The organism is Pseudomonas sp. SDT291_1_S447, from assembly GCF_054070155.1.
On the sequence record NZ_JBSVXS010000001.1, the window covers coordinates 105790 to 126305 of the forward strand.

Annotated in this window: 18 protein-coding genes; 13 read left to right on the top strand and 5 right to left on the bottom strand. The window is 57.9% G+C overall.

The features are described 5' to 3' along the window. Window positions 1-39 precede the first annotated feature (39 nt). Window positions 40-1155, top strand: a complete 1116-nt coding sequence (locus ACW9IR_RS00475; RefSeq protein ID WP_457461095.1) for an aromatic ring-hydroxylating dioxygenase subunit alpha — start codon at window positions 40-42, stop codon at window positions 1153-1155. A 42-nt stretch (window positions 1156-1197) separates the two neighbouring features. On the opposite strand, the gene ACW9IR_RS00480 is transcribed toward ACW9IR_RS00475, so the two are convergent. Further along, on the bottom strand, window positions 1198-2541 hold the full coding sequence (locus ACW9IR_RS00480; RefSeq protein WP_457461097.1) for an MFS transporter: 1344 nt from the start codon (window positions 2539-2541) through the stop codon (window positions 1198-1200). A 279-nt stretch (window positions 2542-2820) separates the two neighbouring features. Here ACW9IR_RS00480 and yddG point away from each other — a divergent pair, with 279 nt between their 5' ends. The 3 genes from yddG to ACW9IR_RS00495 all read left to right on the top strand — a co-directional run bounded on the left by yddG (window position 2821) and on the right by ACW9IR_RS00495 (window position 5365). After that, entirely contained in the window at window positions 2821-3759 is a 939-nt protein-coding gene (gene yddG, locus ACW9IR_RS00485; protein ID WP_457461099.1) for an aromatic amino acid DMT transporter YddG, read from the top strand. A gap of 91 nt (window positions 3760-3850) precedes the next feature. Beyond that, entirely contained in the window at window positions 3851-4783 is a 933-nt protein-coding gene (locus ACW9IR_RS00490; protein WP_457461101.1) for a hypothetical protein, read from the top strand. 18 nt (window positions 4784-4801) lie between these two features. Next, complete coding sequence (locus ACW9IR_RS00495) at window positions 4802-5365, top strand: hypothetical protein (protein WP_110718342.1); 564 nt, start codon at window positions 4802-4804, stop codon at window positions 5363-5365. Between the two features lie 8 nt (window positions 5366-5373). On the opposite strand, the gene ACW9IR_RS00500 is transcribed toward ACW9IR_RS00495, so the two are convergent. The 4 genes from ACW9IR_RS00500 to ACW9IR_RS00515 all read right to left on the bottom strand — a co-directional run bounded on the left by ACW9IR_RS00500 (window position 5374) and on the right by ACW9IR_RS00515 (window position 10457). Then, complete coding sequence (locus ACW9IR_RS00500) at window positions 5374-6525, bottom strand: MFS transporter (protein WP_457461103.1); 1152 nt, start codon at window positions 6523-6525, stop codon at window positions 5374-5376. A gap of 139 nt (window positions 6526-6664) precedes the next feature. Beyond that, a complete protein-coding gene (locus ACW9IR_RS00505; protein ID WP_110718344.1) occupies window positions 6665-7900 on the bottom strand; it encodes an aromatic ring-hydroxylating oxygenase subunit alpha in 1236 nt (411 codons plus the stop codon). Between the two features lie 94 nt (window positions 7901-7994). Beyond that, on the bottom strand, window positions 7995-9356 hold the full coding sequence (locus tag ACW9IR_RS00510; RefSeq protein ID WP_457461105.1) for an MmgE/PrpD family protein: 1362 nt from the start codon (window positions 9354-9356) through the stop codon (window positions 7995-7997). A gap of 141 nt (window positions 9357-9497) precedes the next feature. After that, window positions 9498-10457: a LysR family transcriptional regulator gene (locus ACW9IR_RS00515; RefSeq protein WP_007913217.1), complete on the bottom strand. Its 960-nt coding sequence runs from the start codon at window positions 10455-10457 to the stop codon at window positions 9498-9500. A gap of 367 nt (window positions 10458-10824) precedes the next feature. Between ACW9IR_RS00515 and ACW9IR_RS00520 the strand changes: the two genes are divergently transcribed. The 9 genes from ACW9IR_RS00520 to ACW9IR_RS00560 all read left to right on the top strand — a co-directional run bounded on the left by ACW9IR_RS00520 (window position 10825) and on the right by ACW9IR_RS00560 (window position 20492). After that, the gene (locus ACW9IR_RS00520; RefSeq protein ID WP_123594599.1) at window positions 10825-11859 is read left to right on the top strand and encodes a quaternary amine ABC transporter ATP-binding protein; all 1035 of its coding nucleotides are present in this window, start codon (window positions 10825-10827) and stop codon (window positions 11857-11859) included. Window positions 11860-11909: 50 nt separating this feature from the next. Beyond that, on the top strand, window positions 11910-12863 hold the full coding sequence (proW, locus tag ACW9IR_RS00525) for a glycine betaine/L-proline ABC transporter permease ProW (RefSeq protein ID WP_102899766.1): 954 nt from the start codon (window positions 11910-11912) through the stop codon (window positions 12861-12863). A gap of 43 nt (window positions 12864-12906) precedes the next feature. Next, on the top strand, window positions 12907-13929 hold the full coding sequence (proX, locus tag ACW9IR_RS00530) for a glycine betaine/L-proline ABC transporter substrate-binding protein ProX (RefSeq protein ID WP_007913212.1): 1023 nt from the start codon (window positions 12907-12909) through the stop codon (window positions 13927-13929). Window positions 13930-14017: 88 nt separating this feature from the next. After that, on the top strand, window positions 14018-15076 hold the full coding sequence (locus ACW9IR_RS00535; protein WP_123375258.1) for a GlxA family transcriptional regulator: 1059 nt from the start codon (window positions 14018-14020) through the stop codon (window positions 15074-15076). Between the two features lie 126 nt (window positions 15077-15202). Then, window positions 15203-16519 (top strand): NAD(P)/FAD-dependent oxidoreductase, encoded by a 1317-nt coding sequence (locus tag ACW9IR_RS00540; protein WP_457461110.1) that lies wholly within the window; start codon window positions 15203-15205, stop codon window positions 16517-16519. A 132-nt stretch (window positions 16520-16651) separates the two neighbouring features. Next, window positions 16652-17554, top strand: coding sequence for a dihydrodipicolinate synthase family protein (locus ACW9IR_RS00545; RefSeq protein ID WP_457461112.1), 903 nt, complete (start codon window positions 16652-16654; stop codon window positions 17552-17554). A gap of 1 nt (window position 17555) precedes the next feature. Beyond that, on the top strand, window positions 17556-19046 hold the full coding sequence (locus tag ACW9IR_RS00550; RefSeq protein ID WP_457461114.1) for an aldehyde dehydrogenase: 1491 nt from the start codon (window positions 17556-17558) through the stop codon (window positions 19044-19046). 204 nt (window positions 19047-19250) lie between these two features. Further along, window positions 19251-19499 (top strand): hypothetical protein, encoded by a 249-nt coding sequence (locus tag ACW9IR_RS00555; protein WP_457461116.1) that lies wholly within the window; start codon window positions 19251-19253, stop codon window positions 19497-19499. Between the two features lie 63 nt (window positions 19500-19562). After that, window positions 19563-20492 carry a ZIP family metal transporter gene (locus tag ACW9IR_RS00560; RefSeq protein ID WP_102899772.1) on the top strand — a complete coding sequence of 310 codons (930 nt, stop codon included), beginning with the start codon at window positions 19563-19565 and terminating at the stop codon, window positions 20490-20492. Window positions 20493-20516: the final 24 nt, after the last annotated feature.

The window sequence follows — 20516 nt, forward strand, 5'->3', positions numbered from 1 at the left end:
TGACATGAACTCACCGTACTGACGGATCACACGCCCCCCATGCTCACAAACCTCTGGTATGTCGTTCTCCCATCGTCACAGCTGACTGATGGATTGATGCCGGTTCAATTGCTCGGACAACCGTTCGTGGCGTTCCGCGATGACGCGGGTGTCGCTCACGTGCTGTCGGATATCTGCGTTCATCGCGGCGGCTCACTGTCGGCCGGCAGCAAGGTCGGCAACAGCGTGCAGTGTCCCTATCACGGCTGGCGGTTTGGCGGTGACGGCGTTTGCACGCAGATACCGGCGCAGCCCGACCTGCGGATTCCCGCCAAGGCCCGCGTCGATGCGTACCCGACGCTTGAACGCTATGGTTGGATCTGGGCATTTTTAGGTGATCTGCCGGAGCCTGAGCGTCCGCCGTTGCCGACGCTCGACTGGGTTGACGATCCCGCCATCCGCGTGGTCTCGGGCCACTTTGACTGGCAGGCCAGTTGGGACCGGATCATCGAAAACGGTCTGGACTTCGCCCACGCACCGTTTGTGCATGGTTCATCCTTCGGCGATCCGGATCATCCCGAGATTGAATCATTCGAAGTCGACAGCGATGCGTGGAGCGGCAGCGCGCAAATGCTCATGCGCAGGCCGGCACGCAAAGGGCTGCTGCGGCGTAAATCCTCCACTGAGTTTGTCAGCGTGGTCACCGTTCCAGGTTTCCATTTGTCCGGCCCATGCACAACGCTGGAACTTGAATTACCGAACGGCTGGCGGATCTACATCGTCTCGGCGCATGTCCCGATTGACGCCAATCGCACGCGCACCTGGTGGATGATGGGCAGAACGTTCCTGCGCTCGCGACTGCTGGATCGCAGGTTCATTGCGAGCAATATCCGTATCTTCGAACAAGATCACGCTGTGCTGAAAAATGTGCGGCCCGAACGTGTGCCGGACTCTTTTCAGCAGGAGGTTTCGTTGAAATCCGATGCGCTGCAGATTGCCTTTCGCCGAGACGTACAGGCACTGGAGCAGCGCGGCTGGCGCATCGATGAAGAGCGTCTTGCGCGAACCTTCACCGGACGCAAGGCCTGCGCAATACCCAGCCCCGAACGTCGTCAGATTCGCGCGTGGGCCATTGAGCCGATTCCGCTCGTGGACATCACCTACGAATCCCAATAGTGGTGCGAGCCAGCCTGCGCTTGACGCAGACTGGCGCAACTCTTAGCGCGTCTCGCACTGAGGCGAAGGCTCACCGCTCAATGCATCCACCATCGGCGGATGCTCCTGCACCGCCTGACGCAAGTCTTCGGTCACCCGCAGTTCCGCACCTGTCGGCGAGAAGGTTGCTGCCGCTGCAAACGGCGCGGGATTGGCCGGAACCGGGCGTTTGCCACGGCGCCACAGGAAGAAGGTGACCATGCACAGATTGACCAGCGCAAACACCCAGAACAGACCATTGGCACCGAACGAATTCATCACCGGCGAGATCATCATCGGGCTGATCGCCGAGCCCAGCGAGTTGATCAGCAGCAAGCCCTGAATCATCGGCACCAAGGCTTCGGCCGGGGCACGGTCGGCGGCATGGCTGACGGCAACCGGGTACAGCGCGAATACGCCGCCACCGAGCAGAAACAACATCACCGCGAGCATCGTCGAGGACAACGGCAGCAATACGATCAGCAGCGACAACACCGTGCATGCCACCGTCAGAATGGTCAGCACCTGCAAACGATCCTTGCGATCGGACCAACGCCCGACCGGGTATTGCAGGAGCATCGCACCAAGAATCGTCCAGGCCATCATGCTGCCGACTTCACCGACATTCAGTCCGCTGCGCTGCAGATACAGCGGCAGCAAGGTGTAAATCGCCGCGATGGTCACACCTGAACCGAAACAGCCGACCAGCCCGGTCGGCGTCACGCCCAACAGTTGCCGGGGTTTGAGCGGTTCAACCTGATCGAGTAATGGCGAAACGCGCGGCAGGATCACGATCGGCAGCACCGACAACGAGGCGAGCATGCCGGCGACCATGAACGGTGCGCTGTCGCTCAACCCGGTGATTTTGCCCAGCGTTGCCTGGCCCAGCACACCGGCGCCGTACAAGACGATCATGTACAACGCGAGCAAGCGCCCGCGAATCTTCGCGTCACCCGCCAGCAGCAGCCAGCTTTCGATCACCAGAAACACGCCGACCGTGGCCCAGCCGTTGATCAGGCGCAGGGCGAACCAGCCCCAGGTGTCATAGAACAAGCCCTGCAACAGGATGGTCACGGCGATCAGCGAGGCGAAGCTGCCATAGGCGCGGATATGGCCGATGCGCAGAATCAAGCGATCATTGAACACGGCACCCAGGGTCAGGCCGATGAAGTAGGCCGATGAAACGATACCGATCATCGTGGTCGATGCACCGGCAGCGTCCAGGCGAAGGGTGGTCAGCGACGACATGAAACCGTTGCCCAGCGCAACAATGAACAGCCCGAGCAGGGGCGCCAGCGCCATGGCCAGCAAACGCGGAGACATAAAAACCTCTAAAGATCGAACAGCGCAACGTGCGCCTCTGCGCATGCGATTGCCAAGCCGGGGTGTGTGGTGCAGGCGCCCGCCAGACGGGCAGGGCGGTTGGATACGTTTCGGTCACCAGATCCGGCGACTGCAAGAGCGCGCGGATTCTAAGGCTTGTGCGGAATTTTCCAATGGCTGTTTGCTGCGACAGTTGGACGCAGGTCAATCAAGGCTGAGTCATAACGACAGCTCATCCTTTGCACGGCAAAAATGTTCCTTTATTGATCCTCTTGCGCTGTTTAGCCTGTGCGGTCGAGTTGCCATTTTGTGCCAGGAGTCATGATGCTGATCAAAGGTGAGCGGGCCGCCACGGTGTGTGGTTTGGTGGCGATCGTTTTGTGGAGTACCGCTGCCGGATTGATCAGAGGCGTCAGCGAGCACTTCGGCCCGTTGGGGGGCGCTGCGTTGATCTATTCGCTGGGCGCCATGCTGTTGCTGGTGTTCCACGGCCGCCCGCGGATTCGCTCGACTTCCAGGCTCTATCTGCTGCTCGGCAGCGCATTGTTCGTCGCTTATGAGGTGTGCCTGTCGTTGGCATTGGGTTTCGCCAGTGATCGCCATCAAGCCATCGAACTGGGTGTGGTCAATTATCTGTGGCCATGCCTGACCGTGGTGCTGGCGATCGTCATGAACGGGCAGAAAACCCGGTGGTTCATCATTCCGGGCTCCGCGCTGGCGATTTTCGGCATCTTGTGGGTGGTCAGTGGTGAGGGGTTATCGTTGCCGGGGATTGTGCGCAATGTTCAGTCCAACCCGCTGAGCTACAGCCTGGCATTGACCTGTGCGATCACCTTTGCGCTGTATTGCAATGTCACGCGTCGCTATGCCGGCGGGCAGAATCTGGTGGTGCTGTTTTTCGTATTGACGTCCGTCGTGCTGTGGGTGAAGTGGTACGTGAGCCAGGAACAGATTCCGCCATTCACTTGGGAAAACTCCCTAGAGCTGCTGGCAGCCGGAATCGCCATGGCCGGCGGTTACGCGCTGTGGAACATCGGCATTCTGCGCGGAAACCTGACCTTGCTGGCGACCGCGTCCTACTCCGCGCCCGTGCTGTCGTCGGCGTTCGCCGCGCTGTGGCTGGGCGTCAGTTTGCAGATGCAGTTCTGGCAGGGCGCCGTGCTGGTGACGGTGGGCTCGCTACTGTGTTGGCAGGCGACCCGGCAGCACAAGGTTTCCCAAGCAACTCCGATCAAGGTCAGCGTGGGCGAAAACCCTCACTGAAACAGGCCTTAGCGGCCTGCCTTAACGGATGCTAAATTAGCGTCGCAACGCAAGTCTCCCGCAATCACGCGGGTTTATGGAGAGCAACAGCATGGAAGCCACCCCGGTAGACCGTTCAGCCCCGATCCGTTACTGGGCAGTACTGGGCTTGTCACTGCTGTTCAACCCCTCAACCCCGGCCATGGCCTTTACCCCCGAGCTGCATTCGGCCTACGCGCTAAAAGCAGCGCAGGCGTTTCAGCGCTGCCCCGGAGTAAAGCTACCTGTGCAGTTGGGCGAGGCGTTGGCTAAAGGAACGGATGCAGAAGACTCAAGCCCGCTGACGATCCTTCAGCGCGCCACCCACTGGCATTTCTACAACCGCAACGAAAAGCTTGAGCCACTCTGGTTGGTCCAGCGCAATCTGGACGCGATTTTCAACAAACGCATCAAGAAGCTGAACGAGCTGCTGGTGAAACCTGATGCCGACCCGGTTGCGGTCTACGAGCAAGCAGGAAGGGTTTTGCATTACATACAGGACATGAGCGTCCCCGGCCATGTAGTGCCGGCCTACCACGCAAAGTTACCGGGCAATCCTGCCGATCCGTTTGATGAGTTCGAGAGCATTGAAGCCCTGCCGGTGTTCGACTTGTCTGACGTGCAGTGTCAGGCGCTTCGTGATGAGGCGGATAAAGCCGATGCCAACCCTCGACGTTTTCTGGACGCCGCTGCCACAGCAACCTTGCAAGCGATAGAGCAGATAGACGCGGCCGGTAAACCTGTCGTCGACGGCGCATGGAAATCATATTGGGTGTATCCCGCCCGAGATACCGATGAGGCCCGCAAAGGCTGGGGCCAATACGGTACCTGCGAATTTGCAAAGGGCAATGTCAATGCTGGGTGCAAGCGTGAAGAAGAGCTTGTGGCGTTGTTCGAACAACAGTCTCGGCAGGCTCAGAGAAACTCGGTGCTGATGCTCTTTTATGTGCAAAAGAAGCTGGCCGAAGCAGGCCAGAAAAACGCCAGTGCAATGGCTGATCAATAGTGGGGACTGAAATTTAGAATGCGCCGCTTAATAACTCATGGATGTGTTGTCGTCAGTGTTGCGATGCTGTGTTCAGGATGTACCTCCTATGCGACCGTGCCGACAATCAACGAACACGCTGGAACCGCAACCCAGGAAATCATCTCCAGCTTCAGCTACGAAATAGACTCTCCCTGGAAAAACAGTCGCCTTGGCAAAGACGCCTACGCGCTGACAAAAAGCATGTTTCCAAATGCACAGGATCACAGCTCCAGCCCTGTAGCCTCGAGCCTCCCTGCATTGGAAATCAAAGTCTCGGAATTTTCATTGGGTGGCGCTTGCACACAAGAGTATTTGACGGGGTTGAGTTTTGGTTTGATTCCGAGCTGGTGTACGAGGCCAGACCTGTTCAAGTTTGATTTCATTCTGAATAAAGAAAACGGCGTTTGCAGGCACAAAACCTATTCAGTAAACGCCACAACGGTTTCACATCTCGTGGTGATTCCATTTGCACTGTCGCAGCCCGACAATCGACCACTGACCCTTTATCAGGCTTCGCTAAAAGATTTCCTTCAAGCAGATCAATGTTCCAAAGGCTTGTGACCAGCGCATCAGGCTTTCAAAAATCTCGCGGCGTAACTGACAAACAACAACAGAAAAACCAAGCCACCCAACGCGACCACCAGCGTACTGAGATGCGCAACCATGCCGATAAACGCCGGACCCATGAGAATGCCAGCGTAGCCCATGGAAATGATCGCCGGAATCGCGGTGCGCTGCGGCATGCGCTGTTGCCGACCCGCCGCCGTAAACAGCACCGGGACAATGTTCGAGCAGCCGATGCCGACCAAGGCATAGCCCAGCAATGCCGCCTGCCAGCTCTCGAACACAAGCGAAACCAGCATGCCCGCCGCGGCGCAGATCCCGCCCAGCGCCACCACGCGAACACCACCCAGTCGGCTGACGATGGCGTCTCCGGTCAGGCGCCCGAGCGTCATCGCCGCCGCGAAGCTCGCATAACCCAAACCGGCGTAGCTGGGTTCCATTGCGCGTTGCGAGGCGAGAAAAACCGCGCTCCAGTCGAGCATGGCGCCTTCCGTCAGGAAAACAATGAAGCACAGGACGCCCAATAGCAGCACGATCCCCCGTGGCATCGCCAACAACGGACCGTCTCTCTCGGTGCCATAGGGCAACAAACTTGGCGCAGCCTTGTACAGCGCGGCGAGGATAATCGCCACTAGGCAAAGCACGGACAGCAGTGGATTCAGTCCCAGGCTGAGCATCGCCGTCATGGCCCCGGCCCCGGCGATACCGCCGACGCTGTAAAGCCCGTGGAACCCGGATTGCAGGGTTTCGCCGCTGTGCTTTTCAACAATGATCGACTGGATATTGATCGCGCAATCGAGCATGCCCATGCTGGCGCCGAACCCCAGTACGGCAAGCGCCAGCCCCGGCAGCCACGTCAGATGGCTCAGCATCGGCAGCACCGAACACAACGCGACAGTCGAGCAGATGATCACCGGTTTGCAGCCAAAACGTGCAGTCAGATAACCGGCAAACGGCATGGCGACGATCGAACCGATACCGAATCCCAGCAACAACAGGCCCAGTCCGCCGTCGTCCAGTCCGGTACGGGCTTTCACCAACGGAACGAGTGGCGCCCAAGCCGACATGACAATGCCGGTGATCAAAAATACGATGCGCGTCGACACGCGCTCGCCGTAGTTTGCATAAGCTGCCAGGGATGATGTCGAGGCGTTCATTGATGCGGATATCCTTATCGGTGTCTCCCGGCTTTTTTGGCGACGAACCGGAACAACAGCTTTTCGAGACACAAGAGTCCCTTCCAGCATCCGTCGGGATGCTGAAGGGAAGAGGGATGGAACTGGTGAGGAGAACGGATCAGCCAACAGACTTCAAAGGGATGGGGCCTTTGAGCCGATCCATCATGGTCGCGCAATACCAGTCATCGAACTGACAAACGCCAGTCTCGGCGGTTTCCGAATAAGGCCCCGGCTCGTACGACGGCGAGGTCACACCGCGCTGGGTGCCTTCGACCAGCGTGCGGTCCTGATCGTTGGTGGCAATCCAGACTTTGGTCAGCCGTTCGAGATCGTAATCCACGCCTTCCACTGCGCTGTCGGGTACCAGCCATTTGGTGGTGACCAGGGTTTCAGTGGCGCTGATCGGCAGCACCCGGAAGCTCAACGCGTGGTCACCGAGGAAGTGATTCCAGGTGGAGGGGTAGTGGAAGTACAGCAGCGCGCCGATGTCCGCTTCAGTTGTCTTGTCCAGACGCCCGGCAACGGCAGGTTTGCCATCCATGGTGTAGCTGACGGCGCCGGATGACAGCGGAATACGGGTCATGCGGAACTGACCATTGATATCCATCACCAAACGGCTTGGCAGTCCGGCGCTCTCGCACTTGGACCAGTAAGCCGACAGCTCTGGATCATCTTCGCCACTGACGCCGCCCACCGACAGGTTATCGACGAACGAATGCAGCAACTCCGGGTGCGACCCGTCGCAGTGATAGCACTCGCGATTGTTTTCGAAGACCAGTTTCCAGTTGCCTTTCTCGATGATGTTCGACTCGAACGCTACTTTGCAGTTTTCAAGATAGTGCGGCGCGATGAAAGGGCTGACGGCTTTGCGGAAACCTTCGAAATCAGGAGCCTTGGCGGCCACGCAGACATAAATGTAGGTATCGACGATCTCGCAGTGAACGCTTTTCAGACTGTATTGGGATTTGTCGAAATCCTGGCCCATGTTGCCGGCGAACAACAGGTTGCCATCCAGCTCGTACGTCCACTTGTGATACGGGCAAACCATCTTCGCCACTTTGCCGTGATCGGCCTCGCAGATTTTTGCGCCACGGTGACGGCAGGCGTTATGGAACGCCCGAACCTCGCCGTCTTTGCCACGGACGACGGCAACGGGGTAGTCACCGATCTGCAGGGTGAAATATTGCCCTGGCTTGGTGATTTCAAAGGTGTGGCCGGCGAAGATCCAGTCCTTGTGCCAGATCTGCTCAAGGTCCTGACGGTAAACGCTTTCACTGCTGTAAAGAGCGCCTGGCAGCGAGTGCCAGGCTTTACGCTGTGCAATCAGGTCAAAAACGCTTTCTTTATTGTTCATTGTTATCCTCCCATAGGCGACATGGGTCTCAGCCTATATGGCCGAAGACAGACGTCACAAACGACATTTGCTGTGGGCAATTCATGCGTTGACGTTATCGATGAGGGCCTGACGGTTGTGGTGGAACTGCCTGAAAAATCGCTTCCAGGGCAGTAATGGCGCAACTGGATTGTGCAATGTGTTTGATCGCTGTTTTCACCGCGGCGCTGCGTTCTACACCGAGACCGCTGGCGAACAAATCAAATTTCTGACTCAGCTCTTCAGCGCTGAGGGCCGTTTCGGGATCGCCACGTGCGGCTGTGACCGGACTGACCAGCACGGCACCGTTTTTCAAGGTGATGGTCAATCGCGAGAGGATTTCGGCGGGGAATCTGGCCGAGATATCGGCGGCTTCGACGATTTCGATACGGCGGCTCAACGCCAGAATATCTTCAGCAAAAATCGCTGCCCCGGTGACTTCTTCCGGACCGACCTTGCCCCGCACAATCAATGCGGCCAACGGAAAGGCGAGGGCGTACTGCGCCTGGTCAGCATCACTCGGCGTATGACCCTGTAAGCACATCGACTCGTAGAACGTTTCCACGCGAACGGTTTCAATCGAGTCGGCATCGAGCTGAGGGTTTTCCCGCTGCAGTTCGAGCATGGCGGTCAGTGCCGGTTGCGCCCAACGGCAGACCGGCCAGGGTTTGAAGTACTGACTGTCGATCTCCCAGCGTGCACCGATGTCGTTCCAGTATTCGGCGACGGTGATGTCTTCAACCGATTCTGCCGGTGCACCGGTGATGCCTTCCCGAGCCATGAGCAGGGCGTTCAAACCTGCAAATGCGCCTGCACCGTGGGCATCGCGCAGCATCGTCGGCGCTTGCACCACGCGCATCATCGGGCAGCGTGCGCTGAAGTACTCGGCGATGCCCAAGGAATGGCGAAACGTCGGCTCATCAAAACCCAGCAAACGTGCTCCGGCACAGACCACACCCAGCGCGGAAAAACCGCCGGATGCGTGATAAGTCGGCGAGGTCGCCATCAAGGCGGAACCGGCCCGCAGCGCCGTTTCATAACCGATGCACAGGGCGGTCAGTAGCTCATGACCGCTAATCGACTGGCCTTGATGATGCAGCGCATCGGCGAGGGCAAGCACGGCGGGAACAACGGTCGCTCCGGCGTGCCCCTTGGATTTGAAGTGGCCTTCGTGGGCGTCGAGGCTGTCAGCGCTGAACCCTCCGGCCCACGCTGCGCCGAGCACGTTGACACGTTGCCCGCCAAAGATCAGGCGACTGCTATAGGCGCCCGCCGGGTAATGCTGTTCGGCAAAACGCCGCATGGCGCTGCTGGTGTCATTGCTGGCCGCGCCGGCCATGACGCCGACGATATCCAGCAGACTGTCCTGCACGATTGCACGAGTCTTGAGCGGGGCATCGAGGAAATCAAAATCGCGACAGAATTCGAAGAGTGACATTCAACAATCCCTTCCTGTGAGTTGCGCCGGGCCGATCATGGCCGGCGCAACTCAACAATGAGCCACGGGGAGGGTGCCGCTCTAGCAACATTTTCGTCGGGCTATTGATAACCAAATCATCCGACGACGGTGCGGTGCGGATTAACGGCGGGGAAACTTCGCCAGAATCCATTCACGAAAACGCCGCAACTCGTCTTCGTTTTCGGAGCTTTCGCGACAGCTCAGGTAGTGCCAGCTGTTGCGCAATTGCACCTGTTGCTCGATCGGTCGCACCAGCAAGCCTTGCTGCACCAATCCCGTCACCAAGTGATTCCAGCCCAACGCAATGCCCTGATGGGTCAGGACCATGCTGATGAGCAGGTTGTAGTCGTTGGCATTGAAGATTTGCGGGCTGTTCGGCGGACGGTCATCGATATCGATGGCCTGAAACGCCAGCCACACGCCCCAGTCGACATGTTCGGCGACTTGCGAGCGGCCATAGGGACTCAGATTGAGCAGGGCCGAATCGCGCACGCCTTCGATCGTCGAAATTTCCGGGTGTTTCTCCAGATACTGCGGGGTGCACACCGGGTAAATCACGTCGTGGCACAACGGGTAGCTTCTATAACCGTCACGGATGCGCGAAATCTTGGTGATGAAGATGTCCGGCTGAACACCGGGTTCCATGGTCAGAAAGTTCTGCGTAGTGATCAGGTTGAGTTCGATATCCGGGCACTGGGCGAAGAACTCCTGCAGATGATTCGACAGCCACAGCGCGGAAAAGGCCGGCGAGCAACAGACGGTGAGGACCTTCTTGGTCGACTGACTGCTGCGGATGCGTTCGGCAGCCTGGGCGATGTTGACGAACGAAAGTTGCGCGGCATCGAAGAACACCGCGCCGGCGGCCGTCAGTTCCACCGCCCGGCCGACCCGGGTAAACAGTTGCGCGCCCAGATAGCTTTCCAGCTCACGGATCTGCCGGCTGATCGCGGCCTGCGAAACGCACAGCGCCTCGGCCGCACGGGTAAAGCTTTCGTATTTGGCCGCGGCGACAAATGCCTTCACAGCCCTCAAGGACGGCATTTTCAGCAGGATGGTGTCAGGGTCGACATGCTTGCTCATTCGTACACTCTCCTAACGATACAGCTCCCCAACGAAGCGCGAGGAGGGTAACGGAACCGTGCGGGGAGGGCTACGCGAGCGTCGCTGTGGGGATATACCCGGTCGCTCATGGTGCTGACGCGGCACTCGGCAGTGGCAGCCGTCGCAACCGATAACCCGACGTTATCGAATTGCCCCTGTAAATGTAGTTGGATTAAGCGGGGTGATGCTAATAGATTTGAAACATCCCTTTTTCCTGGGACCTCAAAAATAATAAAAGGAAGCCCGTCGTGAAGACATCTATTCATTACCGCTGCCGCTTACAATTATTTTTGCTCGTTTGCCTGTCGCTTAATGCGAAAGATGCACGATGCGAAGGAGGCAAGGTATGACAAGTTCCGACGAGATCATCTGCGTAAAGAATGTTTTTAAAGTCTTCGGTACGCAGCCAGCACTTGCCATGAAAATGGTTAAAGAAGGCGCATCAAAAGCAGAAGTATTCAAAAAGACCGGTCAGGCGATTGGTGTTTTTGATGCCAACTTCTCGGTTCGCCGTGGTGAGATTTTCGTGATCATGGGTTTGTCTGGCTCCGGCAAATCGACCATGGTCAGATTGTTCAACCGGCTGATCGAACCGACCTCCGGGCAGATCTTTCTCAATGGCAAGGAAATCACCGGCCTGGGCGACAAGGACTTGTTGCAGGTTCGCCGCAAAGACATGGGCATGGTCTTCCAGTCGTTTGCATTGATGCCGCACATGAGCGTCATCGACAACGTCAGCTTCGGTCTGGAAATCAGCGGGGTCAGCGAGAAAGAGCGCTATTGCCGCGCGATGGGCGCACTGGAGCAGGTCGGGCTTTCAGGGCAGGAACTCAGCTTTCCTCACCAACTCTCCGGCGGCATGCAGCAACGTGTCGGCCTGGCCCGCGCGCTGGCCAACGATCCCGCCATTCTGTTGATGGACGAAGCGTTCTCGGCACTCGATCCGATGATTCGCAGCGAAATGCAGGGCGAGTTGATCAAGCTCCAGGCCGAGCAGGATCGCACCATCATTTTCATCTCCCACGATATAGAAGAAGCGGTTCGCATCGGGCATCGCATTGCGATCATGGAAGGCGGGCGGGTGGTGCAAATCGGCACGCCGCGTGAACTTCTGTGCAACCCGGTGAATAAATATGTTCGCGATTTCTTTAATGGCTTCGACACCAGTCGCATTCTGAAAGCGGGCGATATCGCGCAACAGGATTCAACTATCGCTTATATACCGGGCGGCCAAACACCGATTAAAGCGGAAGCGTCTCTTCGCGACATCTTTCACTTGGTTGCTGCCTCGGCAACACCCATGCCGGTGGTGGATGAAGTTGGCCTTTATAAAGGTTCGATTTCGCAAGGCCATCTTCTGAGCTGCCTGTGTAACAGCTAAACCGAGAATAATCAGAATTGATATGCCGTTTCTGAGTGCGAGGTAGCATTATGTCAGACTTCAACTTTTTAGATCCCTTTCAAAGTCTCAATATTCCTTTGGGATCCTGGGTGGAAACCGCCCTTAAATACCTGGTGCATAACTTCAGGGAAGTGTTTCGCTCGATCCGTTGGCCGGTCGATCAAGTACTCGACGGTGTGCAGTGGGGACTGCTGTCGGTTCCGCCCACGGTGTTCATCATCATCGCCGGACTGATCAGTTGGCAGATTGGCGGCAAACGCATTGCCATCTTCAGTGTTGCAACGCTCACCGGGCTTGGACTGATCGGTGTGTGGAGCGATGCGATGGTCACGCTGGCCCTGGTACTGACATCGCTGTTGTTCTGCGCAGTGATCGGCATACCGCTGGGCATCCTGTGTGCACGCAGTGATCGCACGGAAATGATCATCCGTCCGGTGCTGGATGCCATGCAGACACTGCCGGCGTTCGTCTATCTGGTGCCGGTGGTGATGCTCTTTGGCATCGGCAACGTACCCGGTGTGATCGTCACCATCATCTTTTCCGTCGCGCCGCTGGTGCGGCTGACCAACCTTGGTATTCGCCAAGTCCCTGCGGACAAGGTCGAAGCCGCCCGAGCGTTCGGCTGCACGGCCACGCAAATGCTGATGAAGGTGCAGTTGCCGTTGGCGGCGCCAACGATGATGGCCGGCCTCAACCAGACACTGATGCTGTCGCTGTCGATGGTGGTCGTCGCCTCGATGATTTCGGTGGGCGGTCTGGGTTTGATGGTGCTGAGCGGCATCGGCCGCCTCGACATGGGCCTGGCCAGCGTCGGCGGCGCGGGGCTGGTGCTGCTCGCGGTATTCCTTGACCGACTGACCCAGGCAATGGGTGAGCGCAGCAGCGATCTGGCCTCCGGTCAGCGCTGGTATGAAAGCGGCCCTGTGGGGCTGGTCATGAAACTGAAGAAAAAGAAGAACGTTGCACGTCCAGTGACGAATTGAGTTGGCCTGCTCACTCCATTAAAAATTCCAAGCGTGGTGAAACATGAAACTGACAAATCTCAAGAAAAGCGTGGTTGCGAGCCTCGTGGCTTCAGTGTTTGGCACCATGTTGTGCTCGGCGGTCTACGCGGCCGACGCCAACAAACCCGGTGCCGGTGTTTCGATTACGCCGATCTTCCCGACCATCGCCGAAGAGCGCTTCCGTGGTGAAGTGGTGATCGCCGGCCTCAAGGAACTGGGCTACGACGTCAAACAGCCAAAAGAAGTCGACTACCCGGCGATGTTTCTCGCACTGTCTTACGGCGATGCGGACTTCACCGTGCATGAATGGGAACACCTGCACCAAGCGTTTTATGAGAAGGCCGGCGGCGATGACGTGATGGTCAAGGTCGGGCAAATCATGAAGGGCGTGCTGCAGGGCTACATGATCGACAAGAAGACGGCCGAGGCTTATCAGATCAAGGATCTGTCGGACTTGAAGAAACCCGAAATAGCCAAACTCTTTGACAGCAACGGTGACGGCAAGGCTGACCTGACAGGCTGCAACCCGGGTTGGGGCTGCGAGATCATGGTCGAACACCACATGAAAGCCTATGGCTTGGGCCCAACCGTGGTCGACAACCGCGGTTCGTACTTCGCGTTGATGGCAGACACCATTGCACGTTTCCAGCAAGGCAAACCCGTGCTGTTCTTCACCTGGGTTCCGCAGTGGATCGCCAGTGTTCTGGTAGAAGGGCGTGACGTGGTCTGGTTGCCGGTGCCTTTCACCTCGCTGCCGGATGGCAAGGAAAGCAAGGACACCTTCCATGATGGCAAGAACCTCGGTTTCCCGGTGGACACGATCAATGCCGTCATGAGCAAAGAGTTCGCCGAGAAGAACCCGGTGGCGCGCAAATTCCTCTCTGAAGTCAGCATCCCGACGGCCGCTGAAAGTGCGCAAAACCTGCGCATGCAAAACGGTGAGAAGTCGTTGGCCGACATCAAGCGTCATGCCGCGGAATGGATCAAGGCCAACCAGCAAGCCTATGACGGCTGGTTGAGTGACGCCCGGGCGGCAGCGAAGTAATCGGTTCGACCACGGTTTGGCGGCGGGCGGTGCCAGTCGCCAAGCCACAAGGTTGTCGTTTCAAGTGAAGGTGAGCGGGTGACGCAAGATGGAAACGTTCCAGAGTCCGTTGAAACAACAGAACATCGGCTTTCGCCCATCCACCGTGATGTCGGGCCATGAACGTGTGGTGCGGGTGGCGTTTATCCTGCTCGATCATTTTTCGTTGACGACCCTTTCAACGGCGATGGATGCCCTGGCCACTGGAAACCTGATCAATGGCGAAACGATTTACAAGGTGTCGACCTACTCACTGCAGGGCGGGCTGGTTGAAAGTGATATCGGCGTGTCGCTGGCCTCGCAAAGGCTGGTGGCGGAAGGCTTCAGCCATGATGCAGTGATTGTCGTCGGAGGCCAGCGTGTGAGGCTTGCCACGCAGCCAGTGCTGCGCCGAGTACTGAAGAAGTCAGCGGGAAAAGGGATCGTTGCCGGTTGCTGGAATGCCGCGTTTTATCTGGCCGATGCCGGTTTGCTCGAGACTGGAGACTTTGCTTGTCACAGCGACAGCTGCGGTCTGCTCCATGAATATTTCCCGCAGTTGAAGGTATCGACTCGCGAGTTTATTTGCACACAGCGCCGGGCCACTTGCGCCAACGCTCATTCAGCGCTGGATATGACCTTGGCGATCATGCAGGAACTGGGTGCGCACAACGATGCGCCATTGGTTGATGAAATAAAAAGGGTTCACCAGTCTGGACATCTTCAACCGAAGACTGCCGACAGTCTGCGCTGTTCAGCGATTCCCAAGCCTTTGAACATCGCGCTCGACTTGATGGAAAAAAACATTGAGGAACCGTTGGAAATTGACGCAATCGCCAGCCAGGTCGGCGTGTCACGCCGGCAACTGGAAAGAAGGTTTGCCCGCTATCTGAATGCGGCACCGAATCGTTACTACCTGGAACTGCGTTTGACTCGGGCCCGACAATTGATTGTGCAAAGTGATCGCTCGTTGACGGATGTGGCACTGGCAACCGGGTTTGTCAGCTATCCGCACTTCTATAAACGCTTCAAGGACCTGTTCGGCTTACCGCCCATGACCTTCAGGGATTACTACTACGCCAACGACTATGCCAGTAGCGGCCGTTATGCCGTGGCGGCCGGTTTTTAAAACAAACAGTCAATCGTCACTGTTTGCGCAAGTGCCAGTTTTGCAAGTTTCCGGATCAACGCCACTGCGTGCGTTTGCTTTGTGCCGCGTGCGTTTTGCAACTTCAACGATTAACGGTTTAACACTATGAAAGTCAGTTCATTACCCGCCGATGATGATAGTTGTGGCTGGTTTCATTTGAGCAAGCCACGCAGTCCCGAGCCGGCTCACCGCGGGCACCGTTCAGCCCGCTGGGTGATCATCGGTGCCGGCTTCACGGGACTGGCGTGCGCGCGGCAACTGGCGTTGAATTTTCCCGACGATGAAGTGGTGCTTATCGAAGCGCAGGAAGTCGGACTGGGCCCGTCGGGGCGTAATGCCGGTTTTGCCATTGATCTTCCCCATGATATTGGCGCTGAGGATTACATCGGTGACATCGCACTGGCACGCACCAGTTTGAAACTCAATCTGGCCGGCCAATCGATACTTCGCGAGCTGGTCAATCAATACCGCATCGAATGCCAGATGAAAGCCTGCGGCAAATATCAGGCAGCGGTAGAGAACCGCGGTATCGCCGTACTCGATGCCTATCGCCGGGGCCTGGAAAAGCTCGATCAGCCTTTTCAAATGATTGATGCCGATGAGCTGCCCGAACATTTGGGCACGCGGTTTTACCGCAAGGCGTTGTTCACGCCGGGTGCAGTGTTATTGCAACCGTCCGGACTGGTGAAAGGCCTCGCCGAGCATCTGCCATCGAACGTCACGCTGTATGAGCGCACCCCGATTCTGGAAGTGGAATACGGTACCAAGACACTCCTCAAACATGCCCACGGCAGCATCACCGCCGACAAGCTGATTCTGGCGAACAACTCGTTCGGCATGCGTTTCGGTTTCCTGCAAGGGCGGATGTTGCCGATCTACACCTACGCCAGCATCACGCGACCGCTGACCGAAGAGGAACAGGCGCGCCTCGGTGGCAAACCGTTCTGGGGTGCCATTCCAGCCGATCCGTTCGGCACCACGGTGCGCCGCACCCCGGATAACCGCCTGCTGATCCGCAACAGTTTCACCTTCAACCCGGATGGCCGCAGCAACAGCAAATACAACGAGCGTTTCGTGCGTCGGCACAAGGCTTCATTCGATCAGCGTTTCCCGATGTTGCCGGACGTGACGTTCGACTACACCTGGGGCGGCGCCTTGGCCATGTCGCGCAACCACAACGGCTTTTTCGGCGAACTGGCGCCCAACGTTTACGGCGCGCTGGGCTGCAACGGTCTGGGTGTCACGCGCGGAACCGTCACCGGCAAGTTGCTCGCGGACTGGCTGGCAGGACAGCGTGACCCACTGATTGATTTCCTGTTGCAGGCGCCAGGGCCCAACAGCAACCCGCCCGAACCGTTCCTTTCACTTGGGGTGAACATGAACCTCAAGTGGGGGCAGTACCGCGCCGGGAGAGAAAGCTGAGTCTGCGTTGACCGGTCGCTGAAGCCGCGTCGCTCTGCTGCCGTCCTGAAGGCTTGCGCCGCAAATAGCCACGATGTGCCCGGCATGCCGTCGGGCGCACGGATCGAACATTGAACCACTGGAGAAAACGCTATGAACTTTGACGGAATTTTTACCCCTGCCATTACCCCGTTGTCCGCTGATGGCCAGATCGACTATTCAGCGTTCTCCGAGGTGCTCGAATACCTGATCGAGTCCAAGGTTCACGGCATCGTTATTGGCGGCTCCACCGGCGAGTATTACGCACACACCGCCGAGGAGCGGGTGGCCGTGGCCGAGCGTGCCAAGGATGTAATTCGTGGGCGCTTGCCGCTGGTCATCGGCACCGGCGGCATTCGTACCGAAGACTCGGTGTACTTCGCCGAAAAAGCCAAGTCACTGGACGCGGATGCCATCCTGGTCGGTTCGCCACCGTATGCCTTGCCGACGCAAAAGGAAATTGCCGCCCATGTACTCGCCGTGGACAAGGCGGCCGGGCTGCCGATCATGCTGTACAACTATCCGTCGCGAATGGGCGTGGCGATGGGCGACGAATTTTTCGAAGCCATCGCTGGCTGCAAGAACATCGCCGCGATCAAGGAAAGTTCGGGCGAGATGAGTCGCCTGCACCGTCTGGCTCACTCCCATCCGTCGATCCAGCTGTCCTGTGGCTGGGATGATCAGGCGCTGGAGTTCTTCGCCTGGGGGGCGCGCAGCTGGGTCTGCGCCGGCTCGAACTTCATCCCGCGTGAACACATCGCGCTTTACGAAGCCTGCGTGCTCGAAAAGAACTTCGATAAAGGTCGGCGGATCATGTCGGCGATGCTGCCGTTGATGGATTTCCTCGAGAGCGGCAAGTTCGTGCAGTCAATCAAACACGGCAGCGAACTCAGCGGCCTGCGCGCTGGCGGGGTCCGGGCGCCACTGCAACCGCTGGAGCCTGCCGAGAAGCAAGCGTTGGAAAGCGTGATCAAAACCCTGCAGAAAAACGTCGCGCGTATCGTCGAGGAGGCTTGAAATGGCAGACCTGCTGAGTAAAGAGCAATACTTCGAACTGGCTGCAAAACTCGAATTTCGCAACCAAGCGTTCATCAACGGCCAGTTCTGCGCCTCCAGATCGGGCAAGACATTCACCACGACCAACCCGGCCACCGAACAGGTATTGACCGAGATCGCCGCGTGCAATGCCGACGACGTCGATGCTGCCGTCGCCGCTGGGAAGGAAGCCTTCGACGACGCACGCTGGCATTCACTGGCGCCGTCCGCACGCAAATCGGTATTGCTGCGCTTCGCCCAATTGCTGGAAGACAACGCCCATGAACTGGCGGTGCTGGAAAGCCTGGACAGTGGCAAGCCGATCCGTGAATGCCAGAACATCGATGTGCCAGAGACGATTCATACGTTACGTTGGCATGCCGAGCTGATCGACAAGATCTACGACGCTACGGCGCCGGTCGGCTCGGGTGCGGTGACCATGGTTGTGCGTGAACCGATTGGCGTCGTCGGCCTGGTGTTGCCCTGGAACTTCCCGCTGCTGATGCTCGCCTGGAAAATCGGCCCGTCGCTGGCCGCGGGCTGTTCGATCGTGGTCAAACCGGCCAAGGAAACCACCTTAAGCACCTTGCGCGTCGCCGAACTGGCGCATCAGGCGGGGATTCCCGCCGGTGTCTTCAACGTTGTGCCCGGGGGAGGGAAGGAGGCCGGTGAGCCGTTGGGTCGTCATCCGGATGTGGCCATGGTCAGCTTCACTGGTTCAACCGATACCGGCCGGCTGTTTCTCAAATACTCCAGCGAATCGAACCTCAAACGCATCGTGCTGGAATGTGGCGGCAAGAACCCGGCCGTGGTGATGAATGATGTCGAAGACATCGACCTCGTTGCCCAGCATGTGGTGAACGGCGCGTTCTGGAATATGGGTGAAAACTGCTCGGCCTCTTCGCGCCTGATCGTCCACGCCGACGTCAAAGATGAACTGCTGCAGCGTGTGCAGGTGCATCTGGGCGACTGGAAAATGGGCGATCCACTGGATCCGGAAAACCGCCTGGGTTCGATGATCAGCAAAGCGCATTTCGACAAGGTGCGCTCCTACCTTGATGTGGCCCGCGACGAAAATTTGCGCGTGCTGGTGGGCGGCAGAACCCGCGAGGATATCTTCGTCGAACCCACTATCGTTGACGGCGTGAGCCGCGATAGCCGTCTGTTCCAGGAAGAAATCTTCGGCCCGGTGCTAAGCGTCACCACGTTCCAGAGCGTTGACGAAGCCATTGTGCTGGCCAACGACACGGCCTACGGCCTGGCGGCATCGGCTTACACCGGCAACCTGCGCCATGCCCTGAAACTCTCACGCGGGATTCGCGCGGGGATTGTCACGGTGAACTGCTTCGGTGAAGGCGATGCCTCTACGCCATTCGGCGGCTACAAGGAGTCGGGGTTCGGCGGGCGCGACAAGTCGATCTGGGCGCACGATCAATACACTGAAATCAAAACCATCTGGATTGATGCTTCCTGATAGCGCCTTGACGCAACAAATCGCATCGCCCCGACCACTGAATTGAGTGGCGGGGCGATTGCCACATACCGTAACCCCCATCCATGAGCTGGACTGGTTAGTGGCCACGTCAGCAGAAAGCTTTCAGTCATCCGCTTTTCTGCAGACATTTTGAACCTAACTCGACATCGGTGGCTCAACCGGGAAATGTTCGGGGTGGGCGAAATGAACGCGTTCAAGAATCAACTGACATTCGCACAAGAAACCAGATTACTCGCGTTGGCGGCCTGGCAACGTGGACTGGAAAACCTTGAACTGCGAAGGGACTGCCCAGACGCCTATCACGATGAACTGCTGCGCCAGTCGGATGAAATGGACCGCTTGGGCATGCTCAGTTGGGACGAGTGGCGCGACCTGCGAAGAGAAGCAGACGACGCGTACCTGCGCGCAGTCGCTGGAGACGATTACCATTGAGGTCATGTACGGTCGTTATCCGGGTCCGCTGAAAAGATCGAATCAACAAAACAGGAGGTTTCCATGCCCGAGCCGTTGTCCTCATCAGGCGCACCAACTCGCTCCTGGTTCGCTCGTTTCTCAGCGTCTGGATGGGGCGGGCGGGTCTTCTGGTCAATTCTGATCGTCGTGACAATCTTCCTGCTGATAAGCGGGTATGGCGCCTTTGTCGGGGCCAACAAACAAAATCTGCACTTCGCTTTTATCGGCGGCATGACTGGCTTCGCTGCGACAGCAATCGGTGCTGTCGTAGCGATCGCGTTGCGAGACATCGCAGCCCGAACCCAAGACATCATGCTCGGCTTTGCCGCCGGGATGATGCTGGCCGCCAGTTCGTTTTCGCTGATTCTGCCGGGCATAGAAGCGGCTCAGGCGCTTTGCGATAACCAACTGCTCGCAGCCTGCGTCGTCGTCGCAGGTTTGGGATTGGGCGTAGCGCTGATGGTCGGTCTTGATCGTTTCGTGCCTCACGAACACGAGAAAAGCGGCCGCCGGGGGCCGGACGCGCAGCGCATCAATCGTGTCTGGTTGTTCGTGCTGGCAATCACACTGCATAACCTGCCGGAAGGCATGGCCATTGGCGTGAGCTTCGCCAACGGCGACATGAAGGTCGGACTGCCGCTGACCACTGCCATCGCCATTCAAGACATTCCCGAAGGTCTGGCAGTCGCCCTGGCATTACGCGTAACCGGTATCTCCGCACTGCGCGCAGCACTGATTGCGGTGGGTTCGGGGTTGATGGAACCGATTGGCGCCATTGTCGGACTGGGTATTTCCAGCAGCTTTGCATTGGGATATCCCATTGCACTCGGTCTGGCCGCCGGGGCGATGATTTTTGTGGTATCCCATGAGGTCATTCCCGAGACTCATCGCAACGGTCATGAGACCCCGGCGACCTTGGGACTGATGCTCGGCTTCGGAGTGATGATGTTCCTCGATACTGCTTTGGGTTAATCGTGAACCTGACCAATGGCGAGA